This is a genomic window from Enterococcus sp. DIV0174 (genome assembly GCF_050529065.1).
GTDB classification, from domain to species: Bacteria; Bacillota; Bacilli; order Lactobacillales; family Enterococcaceae; genus Enterococcus_B; species Enterococcus_B thailandicus.
The window spans coordinates 133,356-154,548 of the sequence record NZ_CP172881.1 but is presented as its reverse complement, the minus strand read 5'-3'; the positions used below and the strand labels follow the sequence as shown (position 1 = coordinate 154,548).

The 21,193-nt window shown below is 36.8% G+C and carries 21 protein-coding genes, 1 pseudogene and 1 riboswitch; of the genes and pseudogenes, 7 read left to right on the top strand and 15 right to left on the bottom strand.

Annotation, left to right across the window (positions count from 1 at the left end):
* Positions 1–2: 2 nt before the first annotated feature.
* The 8 genes and pseudogenes from IGJ93_RS00810 to IGJ93_RS00775 all read right to left on the bottom strand — a co-directional run bounded on the left by IGJ93_RS00810 (position 3) and on the right by IGJ93_RS00775 (position 6,923).
* Complete coding sequence (locus IGJ93_RS00810) at positions 3–1,079, bottom strand: D-alanine--D-alanine ligase (RefSeq protein WP_067483374.1); 1,077 nt, start codon at positions 1,077–1,079, stop codon at positions 3–5.
* Between the two features lie 260 nt (positions 1,080–1,339).
* Complete coding sequence (locus tag IGJ93_RS00805; protein ID WP_067483376.1) at positions 1,340–1,789, bottom strand: YaiI/YqxD family protein; 450 nt, start codon at positions 1,787–1,789, stop codon at positions 1,340–1,342.
* Positions 1,773–3,146 (bottom strand): hypothetical protein, encoded by a 1,374-nt coding sequence (locus tag IGJ93_RS00800; RefSeq protein WP_349702632.1) that lies wholly within the window; start codon positions 3,144–3,146, stop codon positions 1,773–1,775. The genes IGJ93_RS00805 and IGJ93_RS00800 overlap by 17 nt, the downstream gene beginning before the upstream one ends.
* Before the next feature lie 332 nt (positions 3,147–3,478).
* Positions 3,479–3,973: pseudogene (locus IGJ93_RS00795) on the bottom strand (N-acetyltransferase family protein).
* 55 nt (positions 3,974–4,028) lie between these two features.
* Positions 4,029–4,628: a TVP38/TMEM64 family protein gene (locus tag IGJ93_RS00790; protein ID WP_075491322.1), complete on the bottom strand. Its 600-nt coding sequence runs from the start codon at positions 4,626–4,628 to the stop codon at positions 4,029–4,031.
* Positions 4,629–4,779: 151 nt separating this feature from the next.
* Complete coding sequence (udk, locus tag IGJ93_RS00785) at positions 4,780–5,409, bottom strand: uridine kinase (RefSeq protein ID WP_067483384.1); 630 nt, start codon at positions 5,407–5,409, stop codon at positions 4,780–4,782.
* 84 nt (positions 5,410–5,493) lie between these two features.
* On the bottom strand, positions 5,494–6,189 hold the full coding sequence (locus IGJ93_RS00780) for a YjjG family noncanonical pyrimidine nucleotidase (protein ID WP_430596967.1): 696 nt from the start codon (positions 6,187–6,189) through the stop codon (positions 5,494–5,496).
* Positions 6,190–6,206: 17 nt separating this feature from the next.
* On the bottom strand, positions 6,207–6,923 hold the full coding sequence (locus tag IGJ93_RS00775; RefSeq protein WP_067483388.1) for a 16S rRNA pseudouridine(516) synthase: 717 nt from the start codon (positions 6,921–6,923) through the stop codon (positions 6,207–6,209).
* Between the two features lie 319 nt (positions 6,924–7,242).
* Here IGJ93_RS00775 and IGJ93_RS00770 point away from each other — a divergent pair, with 319 nt between their 5' ends.
* The 3 genes from IGJ93_RS00770 (at position 7,243) to IGJ93_RS00760 (ending at position 10,139) form a co-directional block, all read left to right on the top strand.
* Positions 7,243–7,854 (top strand): 50S ribosomal protein L25/general stress protein Ctc, encoded by a 612-nt coding sequence (locus IGJ93_RS00770; protein WP_067483390.1) that lies wholly within the window; start codon positions 7,243–7,245, stop codon positions 7,852–7,854.
* Positions 7,855–8,293: 439 nt separating this feature from the next.
* On the top strand, positions 8,294–8,617 hold the full coding sequence (locus tag IGJ93_RS00765; RefSeq protein WP_067483392.1) for a DUF960 domain-containing protein: 324 nt from the start codon (positions 8,294–8,296) through the stop codon (positions 8,615–8,617).
* A gap of 157 nt (positions 8,618–8,774) precedes the next feature.
* Complete coding sequence (locus IGJ93_RS00760; protein ID WP_218658029.1) at positions 8,775–10,139, top strand: MATE family efflux transporter; 1,365 nt, start codon at positions 8,775–8,777, stop codon at positions 10,137–10,139.
* Positions 10,140–10,178: 39 nt separating this feature from the next.
* Here the strand turns inward: IGJ93_RS00760 and IGJ93_RS00755 are convergent, their stop codons facing one another.
* From IGJ93_RS00755 to rpsO, 4 genes are all read right to left on the bottom strand, one after another.
* Positions 10,179–12,125: a KUP/HAK/KT family potassium transporter gene (locus IGJ93_RS00755; RefSeq protein WP_086271069.1), complete on the bottom strand. Its 1,947-nt coding sequence runs from the start codon at positions 12,123–12,125 to the stop codon at positions 10,179–10,181.
* Positions 12,126–12,408: 283 nt separating this feature from the next.
* On the bottom strand, positions 12,409–12,663 hold the full coding sequence (locus IGJ93_RS00750; RefSeq protein WP_067483398.1) for a GlsB/YeaQ/YmgE family stress response membrane protein: 255 nt from the start codon (positions 12,661–12,663) through the stop codon (positions 12,409–12,411).
* Between the two features lie 175 nt (positions 12,664–12,838).
* On the bottom strand, positions 12,839–14,962 hold the full coding sequence (gene pnp / locus IGJ93_RS00745; RefSeq protein ID WP_067483400.1) for a polyribonucleotide nucleotidyltransferase: 2,124 nt from the start codon (positions 14,960–14,962) through the stop codon (positions 12,839–12,841).
* A 184-nt stretch (positions 14,963–15,146) separates the two neighbouring features.
* Positions 15,147–15,416: a 30S ribosomal protein S15 gene (gene rpsO / locus IGJ93_RS00740; RefSeq protein ID WP_010734375.1), complete on the bottom strand. Its 270-nt coding sequence runs from the start codon at positions 15,414–15,416 to the stop codon at positions 15,147–15,149.
* A 251-nt stretch (positions 15,417–15,667) separates the two neighbouring features.
* Between rpsO and def the strand changes: the two genes are divergently transcribed.
* The 3 genes from def to IGJ93_RS00725 all read left to right on the top strand — a co-directional run bounded on the left by def (position 15,668) and on the right by IGJ93_RS00725 (position 17,897).
* Positions 15,668–16,231: a peptide deformylase gene (def, locus tag IGJ93_RS00735; protein ID WP_067483402.1), complete on the top strand. Its 564-nt coding sequence runs from the start codon at positions 15,668–15,670 to the stop codon at positions 16,229–16,231.
* 256 nt (positions 16,232–16,487) lie between these two features.
* On the top strand, positions 16,488–16,991 hold the full coding sequence (locus IGJ93_RS00730) for an RNA polymerase sigma factor (RefSeq protein WP_067483404.1): 504 nt from the start codon (positions 16,488–16,490) through the stop codon (positions 16,989–16,991).
* Positions 16,992–17,009: 18 nt separating this feature from the next.
* Positions 17,010–17,897: an RsiV family protein gene (locus IGJ93_RS00725; protein WP_075491320.1), complete on the top strand. Its 888-nt coding sequence runs from the start codon at positions 17,010–17,012 to the stop codon at positions 17,895–17,897.
* Between the two features lie 65 nt (positions 17,898–17,962).
* Here the strand turns inward: IGJ93_RS00725 and IGJ93_RS00720 are convergent, their stop codons facing one another.
* Genes IGJ93_RS00720 through IGJ93_RS00710 form a run of 3 tightly spaced genes read right to left on the bottom strand, consistent with a single transcriptional unit; the run spans position 17,963 to position 20,050 of the window.
* On the bottom strand, positions 17,963–18,484 hold the full coding sequence (locus IGJ93_RS00720; protein WP_067483408.1) for a transcription repressor NadR: 522 nt from the start codon (positions 18,482–18,484) through the stop codon (positions 17,963–17,965).
* A 2-nt stretch (positions 18,485–18,486) separates the two neighbouring features.
* Positions 18,487–19,332, bottom strand: a complete 846-nt coding sequence (locus IGJ93_RS00715; protein ID WP_430596966.1) for a chorismate mutase — start codon at positions 19,330–19,332, stop codon at positions 18,487–18,489.
* The gene (locus IGJ93_RS00710) at positions 19,319–20,050 is read right to left on the bottom strand and encodes an NAD-dependent protein deacylase (protein WP_067483413.1); all 732 of its coding nucleotides are present in this window, start codon (positions 20,048–20,050) and stop codon (positions 19,319–19,321) included. Before IGJ93_RS00710 ends, IGJ93_RS00715 begins: the two co-directional genes overlap by 14 nt.
* 323 nt (positions 20,051–20,373) lie before the next feature.
* Between IGJ93_RS00710 and IGJ93_RS00705 the strand changes: the two genes are divergently transcribed.
* The gene (locus IGJ93_RS00705) at positions 20,374–20,667 is read left to right on the top strand and encodes a hypothetical protein (RefSeq protein ID WP_270344490.1); all 294 of its coding nucleotides are present in this window, start codon (positions 20,374–20,376) and stop codon (positions 20,665–20,667) included.
* A 282-nt stretch (positions 20,668–20,949) separates the two neighbouring features.
* Positions 20,950–21,124, top strand: a riboswitch (Lysine riboswitch).
* Positions 21,125–21,193 lie beyond the last annotated feature (69 nt).

The following is a 21,193-nucleotide window of genomic DNA, read 5'->3' as shown; positions in this document are numbered from 1 at the left end:
TTTTATTCGTGTGCTTCAAAAAAGCCTTGTCTTTGTTCATAGCGGTTCATTCCTAATTGAATCAGTTCTTCAATTAAGTCACCATATTTTAATCCCATGTTTTCCCATAATAAAGGATACATACTGAATTCAGTGAATCCCGGCATTGAGTTTAATTCGTTTAAGAACAACTCATTTTTACTTGTCAAGAAGAAGTCACAACGGCTTAAGCCACTTCCACCAAGCATTGTGTAAGCCAATTTTGCATATTCCTGTGCTTTTTGATGTACTTCTTCAGGTACTTCAGCAGGAATTTTCATTTCGATTTTATTATCAATGTATTTTGCATCATAGTCATAAAAAGCAACATCTTTCACGATTTCTCCAGGTAAAGTTGTTCGCACATCTTCATTACCTAAAACAGCTACTTCAATTTCACGCGCTTCAATTCCTTGTTCAACGATTGCACGAGAATCAAATTGATAAGCTGTTTCCAACGCATTTTGAAGCTCTTCACGATTTTCAGCCTTTGTAATTCCAACACTTGAACCCATATTTGCTGGTTTAACAAACATTGGATACAACAGAGAACCTTCACATTGATCAAAAATCTTTTTCGGATTTTCTTTCCATTGATTTTTTAATACGGGTACATAAGGAACTTGTGGAACACCCGCAGCCTGTAAAATGTACTTCGTCATAATTTTATCCATTGCACAAGCACTTGTCAGTACGCCTGCACCAACATAAGGCAGATTTAACGTTTCCAAAAATCCTTGAATCGTTCCATCTTCTCCATTCGGACCATGAAGGACTGGAAAAACGATTGTTCCTTCTTCTTTGATTTCACCTGGGTTAATGACTTTCCCAGTGAATCCTTCTGTTACTTTTCCACTTGGATCCCATGTCAAATGTAATAATTCTTTGTTATCAGGTTTTTCTGTTAATAATGGGCCCTTGACCCACTGTCCATCTTTGCTAATAAAAACGAGTTGAACTTGATAATATGCGTAATAAATGGCATTTAAAACAGAAAACGCCGAAAGAATAGATACGTCGTGTTCTGCACTACGTCCACCATATAGTAAAGTAATCTTCAAAAGATTGTCCTCCTGTATTTTCAAATCATTCAGTGATTTACCTCCATATTTTAGCACAAAATGAAAATAATCGACCAACTTATTTGTAAAAAAGTGCGACAAAAATCATTCACAACTTTTTTTCACGGTAAACTCCTTTGAAAAAATTTTTTCTTTTCTTCCTTGCTTAAAGCAAAAGAAAAAGACCAAGTAATCTTTCAACTTGATCTTTTTTATTTTATTCAATTAACATTAAAAAAAATCGTACAAAAAAGAAATTTTTATTTGCGTAGCTCTTTCATTGCATTCGTTAACGCGGACAAAAAATCTTCATGTTCTTTTTGCGTAAATGGTTTTGGTCCTTTTGTTCGCAGACCCGCCTTCCTTAATTTGCTACTGTGATAACGTTGTTCTAATAAAGTATCTATATTTGTTTCATCAAACTCTTTACCTGTTTGGTGAAATACACGAACACCTTTAGCTAATACTAGAGAAGCCAATCCATAATCTTGTGTCACTAAAAAGTCCCCTGCATGGATTAAGCCAACAATTTTATAATCTGCACTGTCTGCACCACGATCAACATAAACAAAGCGCACATTTTCCGGATATTCTTTCGTCGTATAGTGATCCACGCTCGTTACAATTACGACTTCTAGATTAAAAGCTCGTGCTACTTGAATCGCATCATCTTTGACTGGTGAACCATCTCCATCAATGAATAGTCGCATTCTTTTTCGCTTCCTTCCATAAATAATAAACAATAACTGTCAGCAGAATCAGCACACTTAGGTTAAACCACTTTGCCTGCTCTACTAGTTGAATACTTTCAGCAGATTGCCTCATGGTACCTGTCATTCGTAGTAAGAAACGAATAGGCTGCCCCAACTGTTTCGTTAAGAAAAGTAGGACACCCATCAAGAAAAATTGATGGGTCAAACTCCCTTTATTTTGCGTCGTATACTTCACGATTAAACGTTGATCTGGCGAAATTTCTTCCAACTGCTCATACAATCGATTTAAGTGACTACCAAGTAACGTATGTACCAAACTCAGCAGAAGGATGCCAATTGAGAAAGCATTGGGGCTAAATAATACGCCAAATGAAACAAGTAGTCCTAAGCAATAACTAGCAATCGAATGACCTTCAGGTAATTTTTTTGTTACAACTGGTCCGACTATCTTTGCCAAAATCAGCCCAACGATATATGGAAAATAGAGCGTCGTAGCTAATTGATTAAAGCCAGCAATGATTCCTAGATAAAAAGTGCCGAATAAAAATAAAAAATTGCCAAGCATTCCATCTAAAAACGTCAATAAATTCAGCCAACTAGGTAATACCCATGTCTGCTTCTTTCGGCTTAAGTAGAACGTAATCAAAATATACAACAATAAGATACTGAAAAGAGCAACATCAAATAATACCGTATCCATCAATAGTCGCGCAGTTCGCAACAAAAAAAGAGAAATAAAAAAGCCAAAAAATAAAATTAATTCCTTTTTTTCAATCAAATTTCTTTGCACGTCTTTAAAATCTAACTCATAACGTGGGTAATGTTTGACTGTGTGATAAGCCATCACGTAAAGCAACGTATAAAAACCTAGTGTTGCTGCTAATTGTAAAGGCATTGGTAAGCGAACAGCTTCATAAAGAAGTGCCAGCATAATTAACGCATAAATATATTTTTTGCCTTTAATATTGATGAATCCCTGTTGTTTTTCATGGAAGTTAACAGTGACATTTGCGGGAACGAGCCAAGCAGCACTAAGCCCTAGGCAAATCGCCGAAAGATAAAACAAAGGGAACGACAATAACCCGAACAAGCCAAGCAGTGAACCTGCACCTCCAACCAAAAGTGAGATCATCAGCAAAGTGTAACTATCTAAACCAGCATGAATTCCCCGAATCAAAAACAAACCAGTCATTCGGAACGTATAAAACAAAGTAAATGGCAAAACGGTTGCCCAATTGTAACCGTTATTCAAACTCAAAAATAAAAGATACGGAATAAAAATCACCGTATTACTCAAAATAAAAGGGGTTGTCTCAGTAAAATTACGACCAAATTGTTTCAGTCTGTCTAACATAATCAAAACTCCTCGAATGGTCAATGACAAGTTTGTCGACCTTTAGTTAGTTCAAGTTTATCATTAAAGAGTGGACAAACCAATCTTATCAACCTCTGATCACACCCAAAATAATCTTGATTAAAAAAAAGAGGCACGACAAAATGTCGTGCCTCAACTGGTACTTGAATAATCAAGTAGATAAGCCCTTCTCCACAAAAGTCTTACCCGACACTGCCTACATCCGGTAGGTGATGAAAATCATCGCGTGCCTCCAAAATCAATTAGGTACTCTGTAAACCAGAGACCTTCTCGACCCGTCGCATGTGACTACTTTATCACAAGTTACACTGTCATGCGAGTTCTTTTTTCATTTTATAGTCAACCATTTGAAAACCTTCGCCAATATCTGAGATTAATTCTTCCTCCAACTGAAAGCCTTGGTGCTTATAAACATCTATTGCATGAAGGTTATCTTGATTCACACGCAAAAAAATTTCGGAGACTTTTTCTTTTTTGGCAAGTTCTTCTTACCAATCGAAAACGGCTGAAGTTAGCCCTTGACCACGCACACTCGCCAATAAATATAATTTGCTTAAGTAAATGCTAGACTCAAATTTTTCATAGGCTGTGTATCCAACAGGTTGATCATCTTTCATTAATAAAAAATAATACACATCATTGCCTAATTCTTTTTGAATTTGTTCTTTTGATTGATAAGTGGCTAGCATGTAGTCCACTTGTGCTTGACCAATAATTGGCACAAACGCTTCTTGCCAAACATCATGAATGATTGGTAAAAGCTGATCAAGCTCTTCTTCTGTTGTCACACGCTTTTTTTCTAACATTGACTAACTTCCTTTCCGTACAGGTTGTTGCTATTATTCCATGAAAAAACAAATGCTACAAACCTTGTGCTTTTCTAAATAAATAAAGCATCATAAGTCCATATATTCCCACTGACCACGGCTTTAAAATCAAAATAATTCGCATGTATTCACGAAAAGACATTTTTGTTAAGCCGGCTACTAAGCAAACGAGATCGTCTGGTGCAAAAGGTAAAATCAACGTCCAAATCAAAAAACGGCGGATGTTTTGGGTATGTGCAGTCAATAATTGATCAAATTTTTGATATTTTTTTGGTGATAAAATCAATTGAACGAAGCTTACGCCGTAGTAACGCACAAGTAAAAAGCCAAGTGCTTCACCGATTACTAATCCAATGTAGCTATAAACTAAGCCCCACCCAGTGCCAAACATCAGCATCCCTACAACAGATGAAATACCACCAGGCAAAATGGGAATGATTACTTGGATAATCTGTAACAAAATAAAAATCAATACCGCATATTGACCAAATTGTTGAATAAATACTTGCAACGAATCCGTTGATTGAAAAATTCCATGGCGATACGCATAGATGGCAAGTATGAAAAATAAGCTAAAACCAATTATAGGTAAAATTTGAAAGATTCGCCGAATCGTTGATCGATAATTTTCCATAGCAGGTCTCCATCTCTTTTAAATTTTGTTTTTTCCTATACCTACGTTTTTAGAAAAAAGTTCCACAGAAAAAAGCAGCTGCTGAATCTTCTAGTCAAAACCCAACCGGAAATGTTGATTCAGTCAACTGCTGTGTATTAAAAAGTCTTACTTAATTATGGTTTAAGAAGCTAGCTACTTTTGTATTGATTAAATCAATTGCTACGTGGTTTTCGCCACCTTCTGGAACAATAATATCCGCATACCGTTTAGTAGGTTCAATGAATTGATGATACATCGGTTTCACTACCGTTAAATATTGTTCAATAACAGAATCCAACGTGCGGCCTCGTTCTTCCATGTCTCGTTTGATGCGGCGAATAATGCGAATGTCATCATCCGTATCAACATACAATTTTATATCCATCAACTCACGTAAACGTTCATCTTCCAAAATCAAAATTCCTTCAAGAATAATGACTTCTTTTGGCTCTTCAACAATCGTTACTTGACTTCTAGTATGTTCTACGTAGTCGTACACGGGTTTTTCAATGGCTTCATAATTCAATAATTTTTCGACATGCTCAATTAGTAAGTCGTTATCAAAAGCAAATGGGTGATCATAGTTCGTGTTCAATCGTTCTTCAAAACTAAGATGACTTTGATCTTTATAATACGAATCTTGTTCAAGCATCATGATCGAGTGATCTGGGAAATTACTAAAAATCGCACGACTGACGCTCGTTTTGCCACTTCCTGATCCGCCCGTCACACCAATGATAATTGGCTTGCTTTTTGTCATTAACTAAAACCTCTTTCATATCCTATTTTTCATTCCTATCTATTATAGCGGAAAAATATGAAAATGCTACGATTTTTCTGAAAATTATTCATTTCCATTCTCTAAAATAGTATAAATTTCAGCTAACGAATCAATTCGGTAAGTCGGTGTGATCTTCTCGATTTCTGGTAATTGATTTTTATTGAACCAAATCGTATCAATCCCAGCTTGATTACCTCCTTGGATATCTGAGGTTAGTGAATCACCAATAATTACAGTTTTTTCTCGATCCAACTCTGGAATTCGATCAAACACATAATCAAAAAATTCTTTCATCGGTTTTTGTGCGCCTACATCTTCAGAAACAAAAATTTTTTTGAAATAAGGCAATAATTCAGCATCCATTAAACGTTGATACTGCGTTTGTGAGACGCCATTCGTTACAATATAAAGATCCGCTTTTGGTGCCAAAGAATGAATCAGCTCTCGACTGCCTGCTACTAAATCATGACCTTGATTCAAATAATGACGATATCTTGCTTCCATTTGAGGACCATCCACCGTTTGACCAAATTGTTGGAACAACAAGCCAAAACGATTTCCTGTTACTTCTTCTCTCGTCATGTTTCCCTTTTCAAATTCTTGCCATAGATGATGGTTCAATGCTTTATAACTCGTTTTTACTTCTGGCGTAAGCGTAATGCCTTGTTCAGCGAATAATTCATTGAGCGCACGTTCTTCTGTTTTTTGAAAATCCAATAAAGTATCATCTACATCAAATAATAAAGTGGTATATTTCATTTGATTGCCTTCCTCTCTCATTTAAAATAATTGCTCAGTTGTCGTAGCTCAGTCAATGTCAGCGCACGGTAAGCGCCTGGTGCTAATTGTTCATCTAACGTCAAAGGGCCCATTGAAATTCGGGTCAATGCACTCACCTTTTTCCCTTGCGCCAAAAACATTTTCTTCACTTGGTGAAATTTTCCTTCTTGAATCGTCAGGAATGCCTGACTTCCTTTTGAAGTAGCACAACTAATTGTTAATGTCGCTGGTTGACACTTTGTTCCATCTGCAAAACGAATTCCTGAAGCAAAAGCACGAATATCTTCTGCACCTAATTTAGCATTTACCGTAACCTGATATGTTTTTTCTACTTTTTTATCAGGCAAAAGTAATTCATAACCCAGTTGACCATTGGATGTCAGCAGTAATAATCCTGTCGTGTCTCGATCTAGCCTGCCAACAGGATAAAGTGACGGTTGCTGATCTGCCGATGCAATCAAGTCGATGACTGTTACCTTATTTGGATCTTTCACAGCAGTTACGACACCACTTGGTTTATTCAAAAGATAATACACTTCATTTGTTTGCAATCGCTCGCCCGCTACTTCAATTTCGTGCAATAAACTATCGACATTCCGATTTTCTTGAAATTCGACTACGCCGTCTACCTTGACTTTTTTCGTCGTAAACAAGCGTTTCATTTCTTTTCTCGTTGTTTGTAATTCTTTCTCAATCAATTTATCTAATCGCATACAAGTTCCTTTCTTACTAAAAAGCATTATAACTTGAAATCAGTCGCTTGCAAATGAACAAACACCTTATCCCTTGACTTAACTTTTGATTCGCGCTACGGTTAATAGGTAAAGTGAATCGGATTTCTCATACACAGCGTAATGACCTGGTGGAGAAAAGTTGAATCATAACTTTCCTTAGACAGATGTACGCATCTGTCTTTTTGCGTTTTTCAAACGCACAACCCAATAATGTGCAAGAGATTAGCCATGCAAATTCACTTAAATAAAACTTGTCTTATGACCTAAGACAATCACATTTTAAGGAGGAATTTAGGTTATGTCAGTATCATTAGAAGTAAGTAAAAGAGCAGTACGTCCCCGTTCATTAAGAAATCAATTGCGTCACGAAGGAAAGGTGCCTGCAGTGGTTTATGGCTACCAAATGGAAAGTACCCCTATTTCATTTGATGGACAAATTTTCAGCAAAATGTTGCGTGAAAATGGTGCTAACACAGTTATTACCATGGACGTTGACGGCAAAAAAGTGAACACTTTAGTTCATAAAGTTCAAACAAATACATTCAACAATCATTTTGAACACGTTGAATTTTTATCTGTCAACATGACAGAAGATACCGAAGTTGAAACAGAAGTTGTTCTTGTGGGTGAATCTGCTGGTGTTAAATCTGGTGGTGTATTAGCTCAAAACTTGTATACAGTAATTGTTTCAGCTACACCAGATAAATTACCAGAACGCATCGAAGTTGATGTAACTGATTTGAATATCGGTGACTCAATTACAGTTGCTGACCTTCCTGCAAACAAAGACTACGCAGTGATTACTGATGGAGAAGAACAAATTGCAGCAGTTGTCGAAGCACAAGTGGAAGAAGAAGCTGAACCAGCTGAAGCAAGCGAACCAGAAGTAATTGGTTCAACTGAAGAATAAAAGTTGTGGCTCCAAACGGCCAGCTCCGACAAGCTAGTGAGTAATCACTCAAAATAGCTTTTCATATTTTGAAGTGAATGCAAGCTAGCTCGAGGAGTTGTTTGGGGAACACCGTGTATGAGGTTATAAAAGAAATGTTCAACTCCAATAAATAAAAATAAATTTCCAGAAATCACTTCTCAAATTTTTGTGAAATTTAGACTTATTTTGAAGATTACTTTGAACAATACACACATTTCGGAGGAGGTCGACGTAACACGTCCGACCTCCTCTACTTTTTTAAAAATCATTAAAAAAAAGATCCTTTAAGACAAACTGACTACTTATTGTTGCATTTTTAACTAATCTTTATTAGAATAAATCCTCACAAAAGCAAGTTTTTTCAATTTGTCTTATACTATTTAATAGAAGGATTGAAGAAACAAAGGAGGTTAAACAGATGTTTGAAAGTTTTGACAGCGAACGCAATCGTTATGCCTCTGTCGGTGTAGTATCGAGTATGCCCGGTGAATTGATCGACAGTATCTGGTTTATTATTGACTTAGACCTCAAAGGAGTTATTCCGTTAGACAATATCCTTGCCTTTGATATTGTTAACAATCATGGAAAAGTAACTATGCACTTTTCTCAACCAGGAAGTTCTGTTGAGATGGACATTGATTTACCTTTTGCATATTCTAGTCAGTTTCCTACACAAGTTTATGCTTATGATGATGGTACAAGAGAAACGATTCTTTTACCTAGCGAAATCAAACAATACTAGTCTAAAAATAGTTTAGGTTTTAATGAAAAAAGAAAGCTGAGAACTTGGAGAAAATTCCAAGCCTTAGCTTTTTTTATTTTCACGAATTTTTTATAGTATTTCCACGATAAAAACTCTATACTACTAACTAAATATGTTACGAATAGGAGTTGTACAGATGCGTGAATTAACCAAAGGGAATCCAGCGAAACTAATTTTTATTTTTACGATTCCCCTCTTGATTGGGAATATTTTCCAACAATTTTACAATATGGTCGACATGATCATTGTAGGTCAAACTTTAGGAAAGAATGCCTTAGCTGCTGTTGGTTCAACCGGAAGCTTAACTTTTTTGATTATTGGTTTTGCTCAAGGGCTAACAGCAGGTTTAGCAATTATTACGGCTCAACGTTTTGGTGCCCAAGATTATCGTGGTCTAAAGAAAAGTTTTGCTACCAGCATCATCATTAGTCTCGTCGTTACAATCATTTTAACCGTTCTCAGTCTCTTATTCATTCGTCCGATGTTACAGCTCATGCAAACTCCTCCAGAAATCATTGATCAAGCCCAAGCATTTATTTCAATCATCTTAATGGGGATTTTCGCATCCATGAGCTTCAATTTATTATCAAATGTCATTCGTGCATTGGGTGACAGTCGTACACCCCTCTTTTTCCTGATTATCGCTGTGATTATCAATGTGATTTTAGATTTAGTTTTTATTATTCACTTCGGCATGGGCGTAGAAGGTGCTGGGATTGCAACAGTGATTGCTCAAGTTGCGTCGAGCTTGCTTTGCTTGATTTATATCAAAAGAAAGATTCCGTTACTTCAATTACGCAAAAAAGATTTTGTTTTTGATAAAAAAGAAATTCGTACTCATTTAAATATTTCGTTACCCATGGCCTTTCAAGCATCAATCATCGCTATTGGGGCAATCATTTTACAATCAGCTCTCAATAGTTTAGGGACAGATGTTGTTGCCGCTCAAGCCGCAGCAGGTCGGATTGATCAATTCGCTACGCAACCAATGATGTCTTTTGGAATCACAATGGCGACATTTACTGCCCAAAACTATGGTGCCAAAGAATATGGCCGCATATTAAAAGGGGTGAAGCAGTGTCTCCTGATGAGTGGTGGCTTTAGTATCATTGCAGGAGCAGTCGTTATTATCTTTGGTCACTCTTTTGTCCACCTATTCGTCGATGCCAGCGAGACGCGTGTGTTTGAGTTAGCACAAATTTATTTTAATATTAATGGTTCGCTTTACTGGATACTAGCCATTTTATTTATTTTACGCTACACGTTGCAAGGACTTGGTCAAAGTAAGATTCCAACAATTGCTGGGATTATGGAGCTTATTATGCGTTCATTCGCAGCCATTTTTCTAACAGCTTTGTGGGGCTATCCTGGTGCTGCTGCGGCTTCACCTTTAGCATGGATTGGTTCTGTTGCCGTATTACTTTATTCTTATTTCAAAGCAATCAAAAAGCTACGAAAATTGGATGAGCAACAACAATTAGAGCGTACTTTAGAAGCATAGAAACAAAAAAGGTTGGGACAAAATTTTGTCCCAACCTTTTTACTCGTTTTCTTTTCGTTCTTTCAACCAAGTCTTACGTGTATGTCCAATAAATAATGGGACTGTTTCATGTTTGACTTCACTATATTCTAAACCAAACCATGTTTCTGGTGACGTCGTGTATTTTTTGATAGCTAATTTTGCTTGCATAATTTGTCGATCCCACTTGCTTAATGATGTGACATTCGACAAAACTTCATCAATCAAAATAAATTGGAAATCGCCCACTTCTCTGCCTGGTGTGAGTGAATAACGTTGTGGTTGTTTCGGTAATCGGCCTTCCTTCATCAAATCGTGAATGATTTGACGAATATAAACATTGATTTCCTGCTCTACACGAAAACCAAGGAACAGTTTTACTTGAACAATGAAATCAGTATCCATCATTTCGATTTGATACTCTTTAGTATAAGGCTCATCCGTAACTTCTACATGCACAAACCAATAGACACCCGCACGCTTTGGTCGCTTATCTAAAATCGAATAAACAAATTGTTTCCCAATCTGATCGTCTTCCATGTTAGGTACCAAAAAGACGACGTTTGTTTGATAAACAGGTAACGACGTATCTTTTCTCAATTGTGCTAACTGAGGGATATATTCGCGAAGTGGAACATCTTCAGCCACTGACTCTCGAATAATATTTCCTCTTTCCCAAATAAACATGACAGTCAAAATAAGTAACGCAATCAAAACTGCCACAAAACCACCATGGAAAAATTTCACAATACTTGATAAAAAGAAAACTATCTCAATCGCTCCAAAGAAAAATGTTACAAGATGCGCTAACCAATGACTATGTCCACTTTGAATCAAATAAAAATAAAGTAGTGCTGTCGTCATCAACATCGTAACCGTAATTGATAACCCATATGCTGCTTCCATACGATGTGATGTTCTAAAAGTAATCACGATAATCGAACAAGCCAGCCATAGCATAAAGTTCACTGCTGGAATGTACATTTGACCAATACTGCTTCCGGGGTACATAATTTTCAATCTTGGTAATAGTTTCAATTTGATTGCTTCAGAGACTAACGTAAACGAACCTGAAATCAATGCTTGTGAAGCGATCACCGCAGCAATTGTAGCAAATACAACGCCAAAACCAGTTAAACTATTTGGCATCATTTGGAAAAATGGATTCAGATTTTCAATTTTTTGAATTTCTGGATTTTGATACACGTTGATTAACCAAGCTGCTTGTCCAAAATAATTCAACATCAGGCAAAGCTTGACATATGGCCAGCTCAAACGAATATTTAGTTTACCAACATGACCTAAATCTGAATACAATGCTTCTGCCCCAGTTGTTGCCAAGAAAACATTTCCTAAAATAAATAAACCTAGCCGATTATCTGGACTAAGTAATAACTGAATTGCGTAATAAGGATTGATTGCACGCACAACTGTCCAGTCTTGACTAAAGTTCATGACACCCATCACGCCCAAAAAAGTAAACCATAAGAACATGATTGGGCCAAATGCTTTCCCAACTAATTCAGAACCAAAGCGCTGAACCATAAATAAAGTCAAGATGATCACTAAAGTAATGATTACGATAATTGTTTGATCATTTCCAAACCGTTCAAAAAACAGCGGTATACCTCTTAATCCTTCAATTGCGGTTGTAACTGTTACTGCCGGCGTTAAGACACCGTCAGCAAGTAATGCCGCTCCACCTATCATTGCTGGAATAATTAAATACTTGCCACCTTTTCTCACTAAAGTATACAAAGAAAAGATACCACCTTCTCCATGATTATCCGCATTTAGTGCAATCACAACGTATTTAATCGTTGTTAATAAAGTCAATGTCCAAAAAATTAGTGAAACTGCGCCAATGACAAAGTCAGGATTTATTCCTTGCAGTCCCCCGTTATCACCTACAATTGCCTTCATTACATACAATGGACTAGTTCCGATATCACCGTAAACCACACCCATTGCTACTAAAAGACCTGCAGCTGACAATTTTTTGACATTCTTTTTTGTTGTCAACTTTTCTCCCTCATTTCTGTCCCCAAATTAGCATTTAGAAAACAAAATAAAAAAAAGATTCAAGCAACAGCCAAAACAACTATCACTTGAATCTGATAAAAAGCATCAAACCAGCGATATCTTTGCTACGCTAGTAACCTAAAATCATTATTTTTTATCGTTTATTTCCTAAACTTCTTCTTATTATCTTAGGAAACATCCTACGTGTCAACCACTTTTAGTAAGTGATTCAACTGCGAAATAATCGCTCAATAATGAAGTAATAAATGACTAAGCACAAAATTGCGCCAAGCAAAGCTGGAATTAAATAAACGTCTATAATTACTGGACCAAATTCACCTAAAATCAATTCACCCAACCAGCTACCCAGAGCACCAACGACAATATTTCCTGTACAGCCACCGGGAACATCTTTTCCCAAAATCGCTCCGGCAATCATTCCTAATACGCTACCAACAACAAGCGCACCCAAAAAGCTTAACATGTCGCGTCCTCCTTCAGTCTTTATATACTTGATTTTACGCTTATTTAGTTAGTCTTACCAATGGATAAGCTTTTTTCAGTAAAAATTCTACCGGCGATTTCTGTTTTCTCACATAAAAAAGCTGAAAGCAGAAACATTTATAATGTCTCGCTTTCAGCTTTTAATGAATCAGTTTTTATTTCGTTTCTTTTGAAGCTTCATCGTCGTTCAACAAAACTTTTCTAGATAAGTTTACACGACCTTGTTTGTCGATTTCTGTTACTTTCACAAGAACTTCGTCACCAAGTTTAACGACATCTTCAACGTTGTTGACACGTTCGTTTGCTAATTGAGAAATATGAACCAAGCCATCTTTTCCTTTAATCAAGTTAACGAATGCGCCAAATTTTTCAATTCGGACAACTTTACCTAAGTAAACTTCGCCAACTTTTACTTCTTTTGTAAGATCTTCGATGATCTTAATGGCTTTTTTGATCATTTCTGAATCAGCGGAAGCAATACTTACTTTACCATCTTGATCAATATCAATTTTAACACCTGTTTCTTCGATGATTCCGTTAATCGTGTCGCCACCTTTACCAATCACATCTTTGATCTTAGAAGGTTCAATTTGAATCATTTCGATTTTCGGTGCGTATTGGCTTAACTCTTCACGTGGTGCAGCAATCGTTGAAGTCAATTCTTCTAAGATTTCCATACGCGCTTGTTTTGCTTGAGCCAATGCTTCTTTTAGAATTTGTTCAGTGATCCCTTGAATTTTGATATCCATTTGTAAGGCAGTGATTCCGTCTTTTGTTCCAGCAACTTTAAAGTCCATGTCGCCAAGGTGATCTTCTAGCCCTTGGATATCAGTTAAGATTGTGTAGTTTTCGCCATCAGAAACAAGTCCCATTGCAATACCAGCAACAGGCGCTTTAATTGGAACACCTGCATCCATCAATGCTAATGTACCTGCACAGATACTTGCTTGAGAAGAAGAACCATTTGATTCTAAAACTTCTGCTACTAAACGAATTGTATAAGGGAAGTCTTCCTCAGCAGGAATAACTTGTGCCAATGCACGTTCACCTAAAGCCCCATGTCCAATTTCGCGACGACCTGGTGAGCCTGCGCGACCAGTTGAACCAACAGAAAATTGTGGGAAATTATAATGATGAATGAATCGTTTGCTCACTTCAACCCCTAAGCCATCAATGATTTGATGTTCTCCTAACGGCGCAAGTGTACAAGCAGATAATGCTTGCGTTTGTCCACGAGTAAATAAACCTGAACCATGGACACGTGGTAATAAGCCAACTTCTGAAGCAAGTGGACGAATTTCATCTAATTTACGACCATCTGGACGAATTTTGTCAATCGTGATTAATTCACGAACAACATCTTTTTCTAGATCTTCTGTAATTTGTTTCACTTCTTTAGCTAGATGTGCTTCATCTTCGTGATCGGCAAATTTTTCAGCGTATGCTTCACGAATATCAATTTTTACTTGTTCGATATTGTCTTCTCGTGCAAGTTTTTCTTCCGTCATAACGGCAGTTTTCATTGTTTCGTATGAAGCAGCAAAAATTTCGTTTTTAAGATCTGCATCTACTTGCAATAAAGTAACTTCCATTTTTTCTTTGCCGACAGCTTGAACGATTTCTTCTTGGAAAGCAACTAATTCTTTGATTGCATCAAATCCAAAAAGCAATGCACCTAGCATATCTTCTTCAGAAACTTCTTTAGCGCCACTTTCAACCATGTTAATCGCTTGTTTTGTTCCTGCAACAGATAGCTCGATATCCGTTTGTTCTGCTTGTTCAACAGTTGGGTTCAAGACATACTCGCCATTTACACGACCAACTTCAACACCTGCGATTGGGCCATCAAAAGGAATATCAGAAATTGATAATGCTAAAGATGAACCTAGCATAGCAGCCATGGCTGGTGAACAATCTGTTTCAACACTCATTACGATGTTTGTCACTTGAACTTCATTACGGAAGCCTTCCGCAAACATTGGACGGATTGGGCGATCAATCAAGCGTGCAGTCAATGTTGCTTCTGTGCTTGGACGACCTTCACGTTTGATGAAACCACCAGGGATTTTACCAGCCGCATACATTTTTTCTTCATAGTTGATTGTTAATGGGAAGAAATCTGTATCTTTTGCTTCTTTAGAAGAAACTGCTGCACTTAATACTACAGTGTCACCATAACGAACTAAAACAGCTCCATTCGCTTGTTTTGCTAATTGACCGACTTCTACTTCTAAGGGACGGCCTCCCCATGTCATTTTAAATACTTGTTTTTCTGACATAACTTCTCCTTTTCCATTTCGTGAAAGCAAGACGCTACTAAACAAATGAAAACCGCCAATCCTTTTTGGCGAGTTAGCAACTTTCATTTGGTTAGTAGGAGTCCATCATGCTTAATCACAGATTCTTTTGGTTTCACAGTAAAAAAAGTGAGATTCATGTGAACCTCACTCTCTTTAAATTAAATTAACGACGTAGACCTAGACGTTGGATTAATTCGCGGTAACGTTGAACGTCAGTTTTACGTAAGTAAGCTAACAAGTTACGACGGTGACCAACTTTTTTCATCAAGCCACGGTATGAATGGTGATCTTTTTTGTGAACACGTGCATGTTCATTCAAGTGATTGATTTCTTCAGTTAATACAGCGATTTGTACTTCTGGAGAACCAGTATCTCCTTCATGGCGTGCATAGTCTTTAATGATTTCGTTTTTACGTTCTTTTGAAATTGCCATTGTTTCCACCTCTTTCGAATATTTCCCTGTGACTGAGTAAAACGTTGGTGATTCGCTTAACCAAGTGACAGGACGCGTGCTTAAACACACAGCTATACTTTACCTGAAATGATGCTATAAATCAAGTAAAGAATCATTAAGAAAGAATAGTTTTCAAACAATCTAACTACTACTTTTTTTATTTTATGTTACACTATAGTGCGAAAAGTGACTTGTCATATTCAAGTCTTAGATGAAAGGAGTCATTTTCCATGATTACAATGGATGATATTATTCGTGAAGGCAATCCAACTTTACGTGAAGTAGCAAGCGAAGTTTCTCTTCCACTTAGTGAGGAAGACATCGCATTAGGAAAAGAAATGATGGAATTTCTAAAAAACAGCCAAGATCCTATTAAAGCGGAAGAATTAAACTTACGTGGAGGTGTTGGTCTAGCTGCACCACAATTAGATATTTCAAAACGGATCATCGCTGTTCATGTGCCTAGTGCAGATCCAGAAGTAGCCGAACCCACTTTAAGTACAGTGATGTATAATCCAAAAATTTTAAGCCACTCTGTTCAAGATGCTTGTCTTGGTGAAGGTGAAGGATGCTTATCTGTTGATCGTGAAGTTCCAGGTTATGTCGTTCGTCACGCAAAAGTAACGATTTCTTATTATGACGCAGACGGACAAAAACAAAAAATTCGTTTAAAAAACTACGAAGCTATTGTTGTTCAACATGAAATTGATCACATCAACGGGGTTATGTTCTATGACCACATCAATGAAGCTAATCCATTTTCTCTTAAAGAAGGCGTGCTTGTTATCGACTAAGATAGCAGATTTTAGCTAGCACTTCTTGCTTCAACAGAAAAATTTATCGTCGAAAAATAAACTCGTCTCACCTCATTTTTGGTTGACGAGTTTATTTTTTTGTCTTTTATTATCAAAGAACAAGTCTTTCTGTCCTAATGCTGCTTGGCCCGTTACATAGAATCAATTCAGCTTAAATAAAATGAAAAAATATGAAACTTTTTAGCAATCTAATTCGTCTATATAAGTAGATGAGAAAGGAGGGTGACCCAGACACATGGTTTTCGATGGTTGGAAGAGAAGAAAATATATAAAAGCGTTAGAAGAACTGGCGGACACACAATATGAAAAAATGTATCGTCTAGCTTTTAACTATTCCCATTCAAAGGAAGATGCACTAGATATTATCCAAGAAAGTTTTGAAAAAGCATTGAAAGCTATTCAAAAGAAAAATTTCCATGAAATCGAAGAATTTAATGCTTGGTTTTTTCGAATCCTCATTTCTGTTTCTATTGATTTTTGGCGAAAAAACAAACGCGAAGCCGAATATCTCGATCAAAATGAACAGTCATGGTCTTTCTTGAACGACTCGCAACATAGTTATCTCGAAATAGAAGAAATCATCAATCAAATCAGCAGCCCTAATCGTGAAATTATTTTATTAAAATTTTTTGAAGGCTTTACCCTCAAAGAGATTTCTGTCATTTTAGCGCTGAATGAGAACACGATCAAAACAAAACTATATCGAAGCTTGAATGAATTAAGAAGCAAACTAGAATAATCAAAGGAGAAGATTTTCATGAAGGATTTTGTAAAAACCGTAATCAGAAATTTTTCCAAGCAATATCGTCAACAAACATTACCAGAAGACTTACACACACAAGTGACCAACCTCTTTCATAAAGAAAAGAAAAAATATTCCTGGAGACGTTTCCGAAATCGTGCCACTCAAAGTGCCTTAGCGCTCGCCCTGACATTTATACTGGCTGTCAACTTATTTCCGGGCGTTGGTGAAGCTGCTAGTGTCCTTCCAGGCTTCGATAAGTTAGTTCAGTTGGTTACATTGCAAACATTAACAGCAAAAAAAGAAGCTAGTGAGATAGCAATTGACGTACCAAAAATCGAAACAGCTACACCAACAAAAGTTGCTACTGCTTTAAACAAAAAATACTTGAAAGAAGCTCAAGCTGAATTTCAACAAGTCAAAAAACAATTCTTTGATGGCTCACGTGTTTCTGTTACTGGAGACTTTGAAAAAGTTGTGGATGACTCTCGTTTCTTAGTAGTCAAACGAACGTTGACTCAGATTCAAGGAAGCTCTGCCACAACGACCCAATACGATACGATTGATAAAAAGTTGAATGTCGTGGTTTCTTTACCATTGATTTTTAAAAATGAAGACTACCTTTCTGTAATCAGCGAGGAAATCAAGCAACAGATGAACGAGCAAATGAAAGCTGATCCGAATCAAATTTATTGGTCTGAAGCAGATGACCAACCAACTGATGTCCAACCATTCAAACAAATCAAGCCTAATCAAACTTTCTATATCAACACCAAACACCAATTGATTATCACTTTTGCGCAAGGCGAAATAGCTCCTTATTACATGGGAACACCTGAATTTGTGATTCCAACCAAAATTATCAAGCAACAATTGGCTTCACCTAATTATTTAAGTAATTAACAAAAAAGTTCGCTTAAAATCTCAACTTAAATAGTTGAGTTTAAGCGAACTTTTTTCATTTCTAACTAATCCTCATAAAGAATATGTGCAGTTGACAATGCACGTTTGATTTTTTTTAACGTGGCTTCATCAGGATAGCGAATGGTGTGTAGATGAATGCCTGCGGTTAGCTCTGATAGTAACGTTGCTTGGCTTTTTTCATAACGTTTCATGAAAGAAGCTATGTCTTGCTTCGTTTTTAAGTGCAACATACCTACAAGTTCACCATAAAGAGGATGCTCTACAATAACATCCACTACTTCTCCACCATGCTCAATGATAATTTGTAATTCCTCTTCCGTTTGTTGGCGCTCATGTTGTACAGCAATCTTGCTAACAAAGCCTGTATTTGTTTCATTTGATTCCAAAATGTACCCACGTGCTGTTGCAACCACCTCTTCTCCTGCTGCGCGGAGCAAGGCAATATCTCCTACGATGATTTGGCGGCTAACCCCAAATTTTTTAGCAAATTTGCTTGCACTAACTGGTTTTTCTGCACTTGCTAATGTCTGCATGATTTGTTGTCGCCGTAATTCTCCTTCTACCATTTTCACTCCTCCCCACGTAATTTTGCTTGATATCCGCGAGACTGCTGCATCAAATCAGTATACATAGCTACTGCTGTTTCTTCATAATCTGGATTCTTTACCCATTTTTTGACCTTTGCTAAAACTTCTCGTTCACGGCTCTCATCGAAAATGGCTTGCTGAGTTTCTTGTTTTAACTGACTGATTTCGGTAACTACATCCAATCGTTTTTCTAGCAACTCAATTAATTTTTCGTCGATAATATCCACTTGTTCACGTAAATTTGCTAATGACGGTGCTGCTTTTTCAATACTGATCGTTTTAATTACACGGGCAGGATTTCCCGCAATTACAACATCATCCGGAAAAGACTTGGTCACAACTGAACCTGCACCAACGACTACATTGTTCCCCAAAGTAACACCAGGTGTAATGATAACTCCTCCACCAAGCCATACGTTGTTCCCAATTTTGATTGGCTTTGCGTACTCTAATCCACTATTTCTTTTGACTGGGTGTAGCGGATGCGTTGCCGTATACAGTTGAACATTCGGTGCGAACATACAATTATCACCAATTTCAATCGTACTTACATCTAAAAATGTATTATTAAAATTCGCATAAAAGTTTTCGCCAACAAAAATATTGTATCCATAGTCAAAGTTGACTGCTGGTTCAACGTAGATATTTTCACCTGTTTTACCAAAAGTTTCCTTAACTAATTGTGAACGGATCGCTGTGTCTTCTGCTTGATTAATTAATTTTGCTTGTTCTCGTGCAAAACTTCGATCTGCCACTAATTCAGGATCACCTGCAAAATAAAGTTCACCCGCAATCATTTTTTCTTTTTCTGTTTTAAACTCTGTCATTATTAATCCTCGCTTCATGAATTTTTTGAAATACTTTTGCGCCATCTTCTTGGATAAACGAATGTTCTGCGGAAAGTAAAATTGGTGTCTGGTTGATGACGATTATCTGAGCACCTTTTTTTCGGTATTGAATCAAATCACAAAAAGGATGTACTTGAAAACTTGTTCCTACAATAACGATTAAATCAGCTTGCTCCACAGCAAAAACGGCTGCGTCAATCGTCGCTTGCTGGAATCCTTCACCATATAAAACGATAGTTGGGCGAACTTGCCCACCACACGCTTGATGTCTGTCACTTTCTAAATAAGCTTGCCATGCCACATTCTTACCACACTTTCGACAATGACAATGATACAAGCTCCCATGAAAATTGACTAGCTGCTTGCTTCCTGCTCGCTCGTGCAAACCATCAATATTTTGTGATACAACAGCAACTTGCTTATTCGTCGCTAGCTGTGCCATTTCCAAATGAATAATATTAGGTTCTGCCTGAGGATGATATAATTTTTTTACAAACGAATAAAATTTTTCTGGCTCATGTTCCAACGCTTGAGTACTTAATAAATACTCTGGCTGTTCCATTCCTGCATACACACCTTTTAACGAACGGTAATCTGGAACTCCCGAAGGTGTCGAAACGCCTGCTCCTGTTAAAAAAGTAATCGACTGACTAGATAAGACTTCTTGAACTATTTTATCCATTATTTGGTCATTCATGTTCCTCACCTCATCTTTATTATACTGAATTCAACAAAAAAGAAAGCACGAGAAAAGAATGATTAAAAAATTTGTTGAATACCTATACCAACAATCATCTTTTTATCGATACACATCCGTTTTCAAAAATGTGTGCTTCTTTTATTTACAATTTGCTACATTTCACCTACCATTTTTTGATTGGTAAACAATTAAATTTTAACATGAAAACACGCACTAAAAGTAAAACGATTCCATTTCTTGCGAATTTTATCACAATGACAACTGACAAAGAAATGAAAACGTGCTACAATACAGGCTGTATAAAAGAGAGGTGAATCAATATGGTACCATTTTTCATTTACTGGGGCGTTATTTTAGCGTGCATCGCTTGGTTAGCCTTAAGCGTCTTTTTCTCTATCTTCTATTTCGTACGTAAAGAAAACGGCAATCTATGGGCATTCGCGTTATTTAACGTTATCGCTGCAATTGTTTTAGCCATTACATTAGCTATTTATCGCACATGGGGTTGGGGAATCACTCAGTATTCTAGCCTGATTTATTTAGTGTTAGCAATTTATGGTGTAACAGTTATTTTACAAGCAATCTTAGGTCGCGAACCAAAAGCCGCAGCCTAACAATTGATAAACGATCAATTTAGTTTGACTAACTACAGCAATTTTCGTTTTTTGATGATTGCCGTAGTTTCTTTTTTGTCTCTTCCTATTCACTCATTGCATATTTATTCTCTTTCAACAACATACACCTTTCCTCCTCTTTTCATAAAACATTTAAATTCATCCTATATTCCCTATATTTATCAACAATTTTCAGAAAAATAATGGTAATTGATTGACAAAGCCCCCAGAATAACGTAAACTTCTTTTTGTATAAATAACTGAATACGGGATTACCTCAATCAATGAGGTAGAGGTCGCGAGAATCATTACCCCTGTGGAGTGAAGCAAACATGTTGAAACAGGACTAGGGAGGATCGCCGAAATGTACTCTTTTTTGCTTAAAGTTTACGTTGGGACGCAAGTTAACAGCTTGCGGACTGTCTTAGCAGTGATGCTAAGTTGCGCTATGGTTTGTGTGGGGTTTATCGACCGATAATTTTAACGACCATTTTGTATTTACAAGCTTGATGGTCGTTTTTTGTTT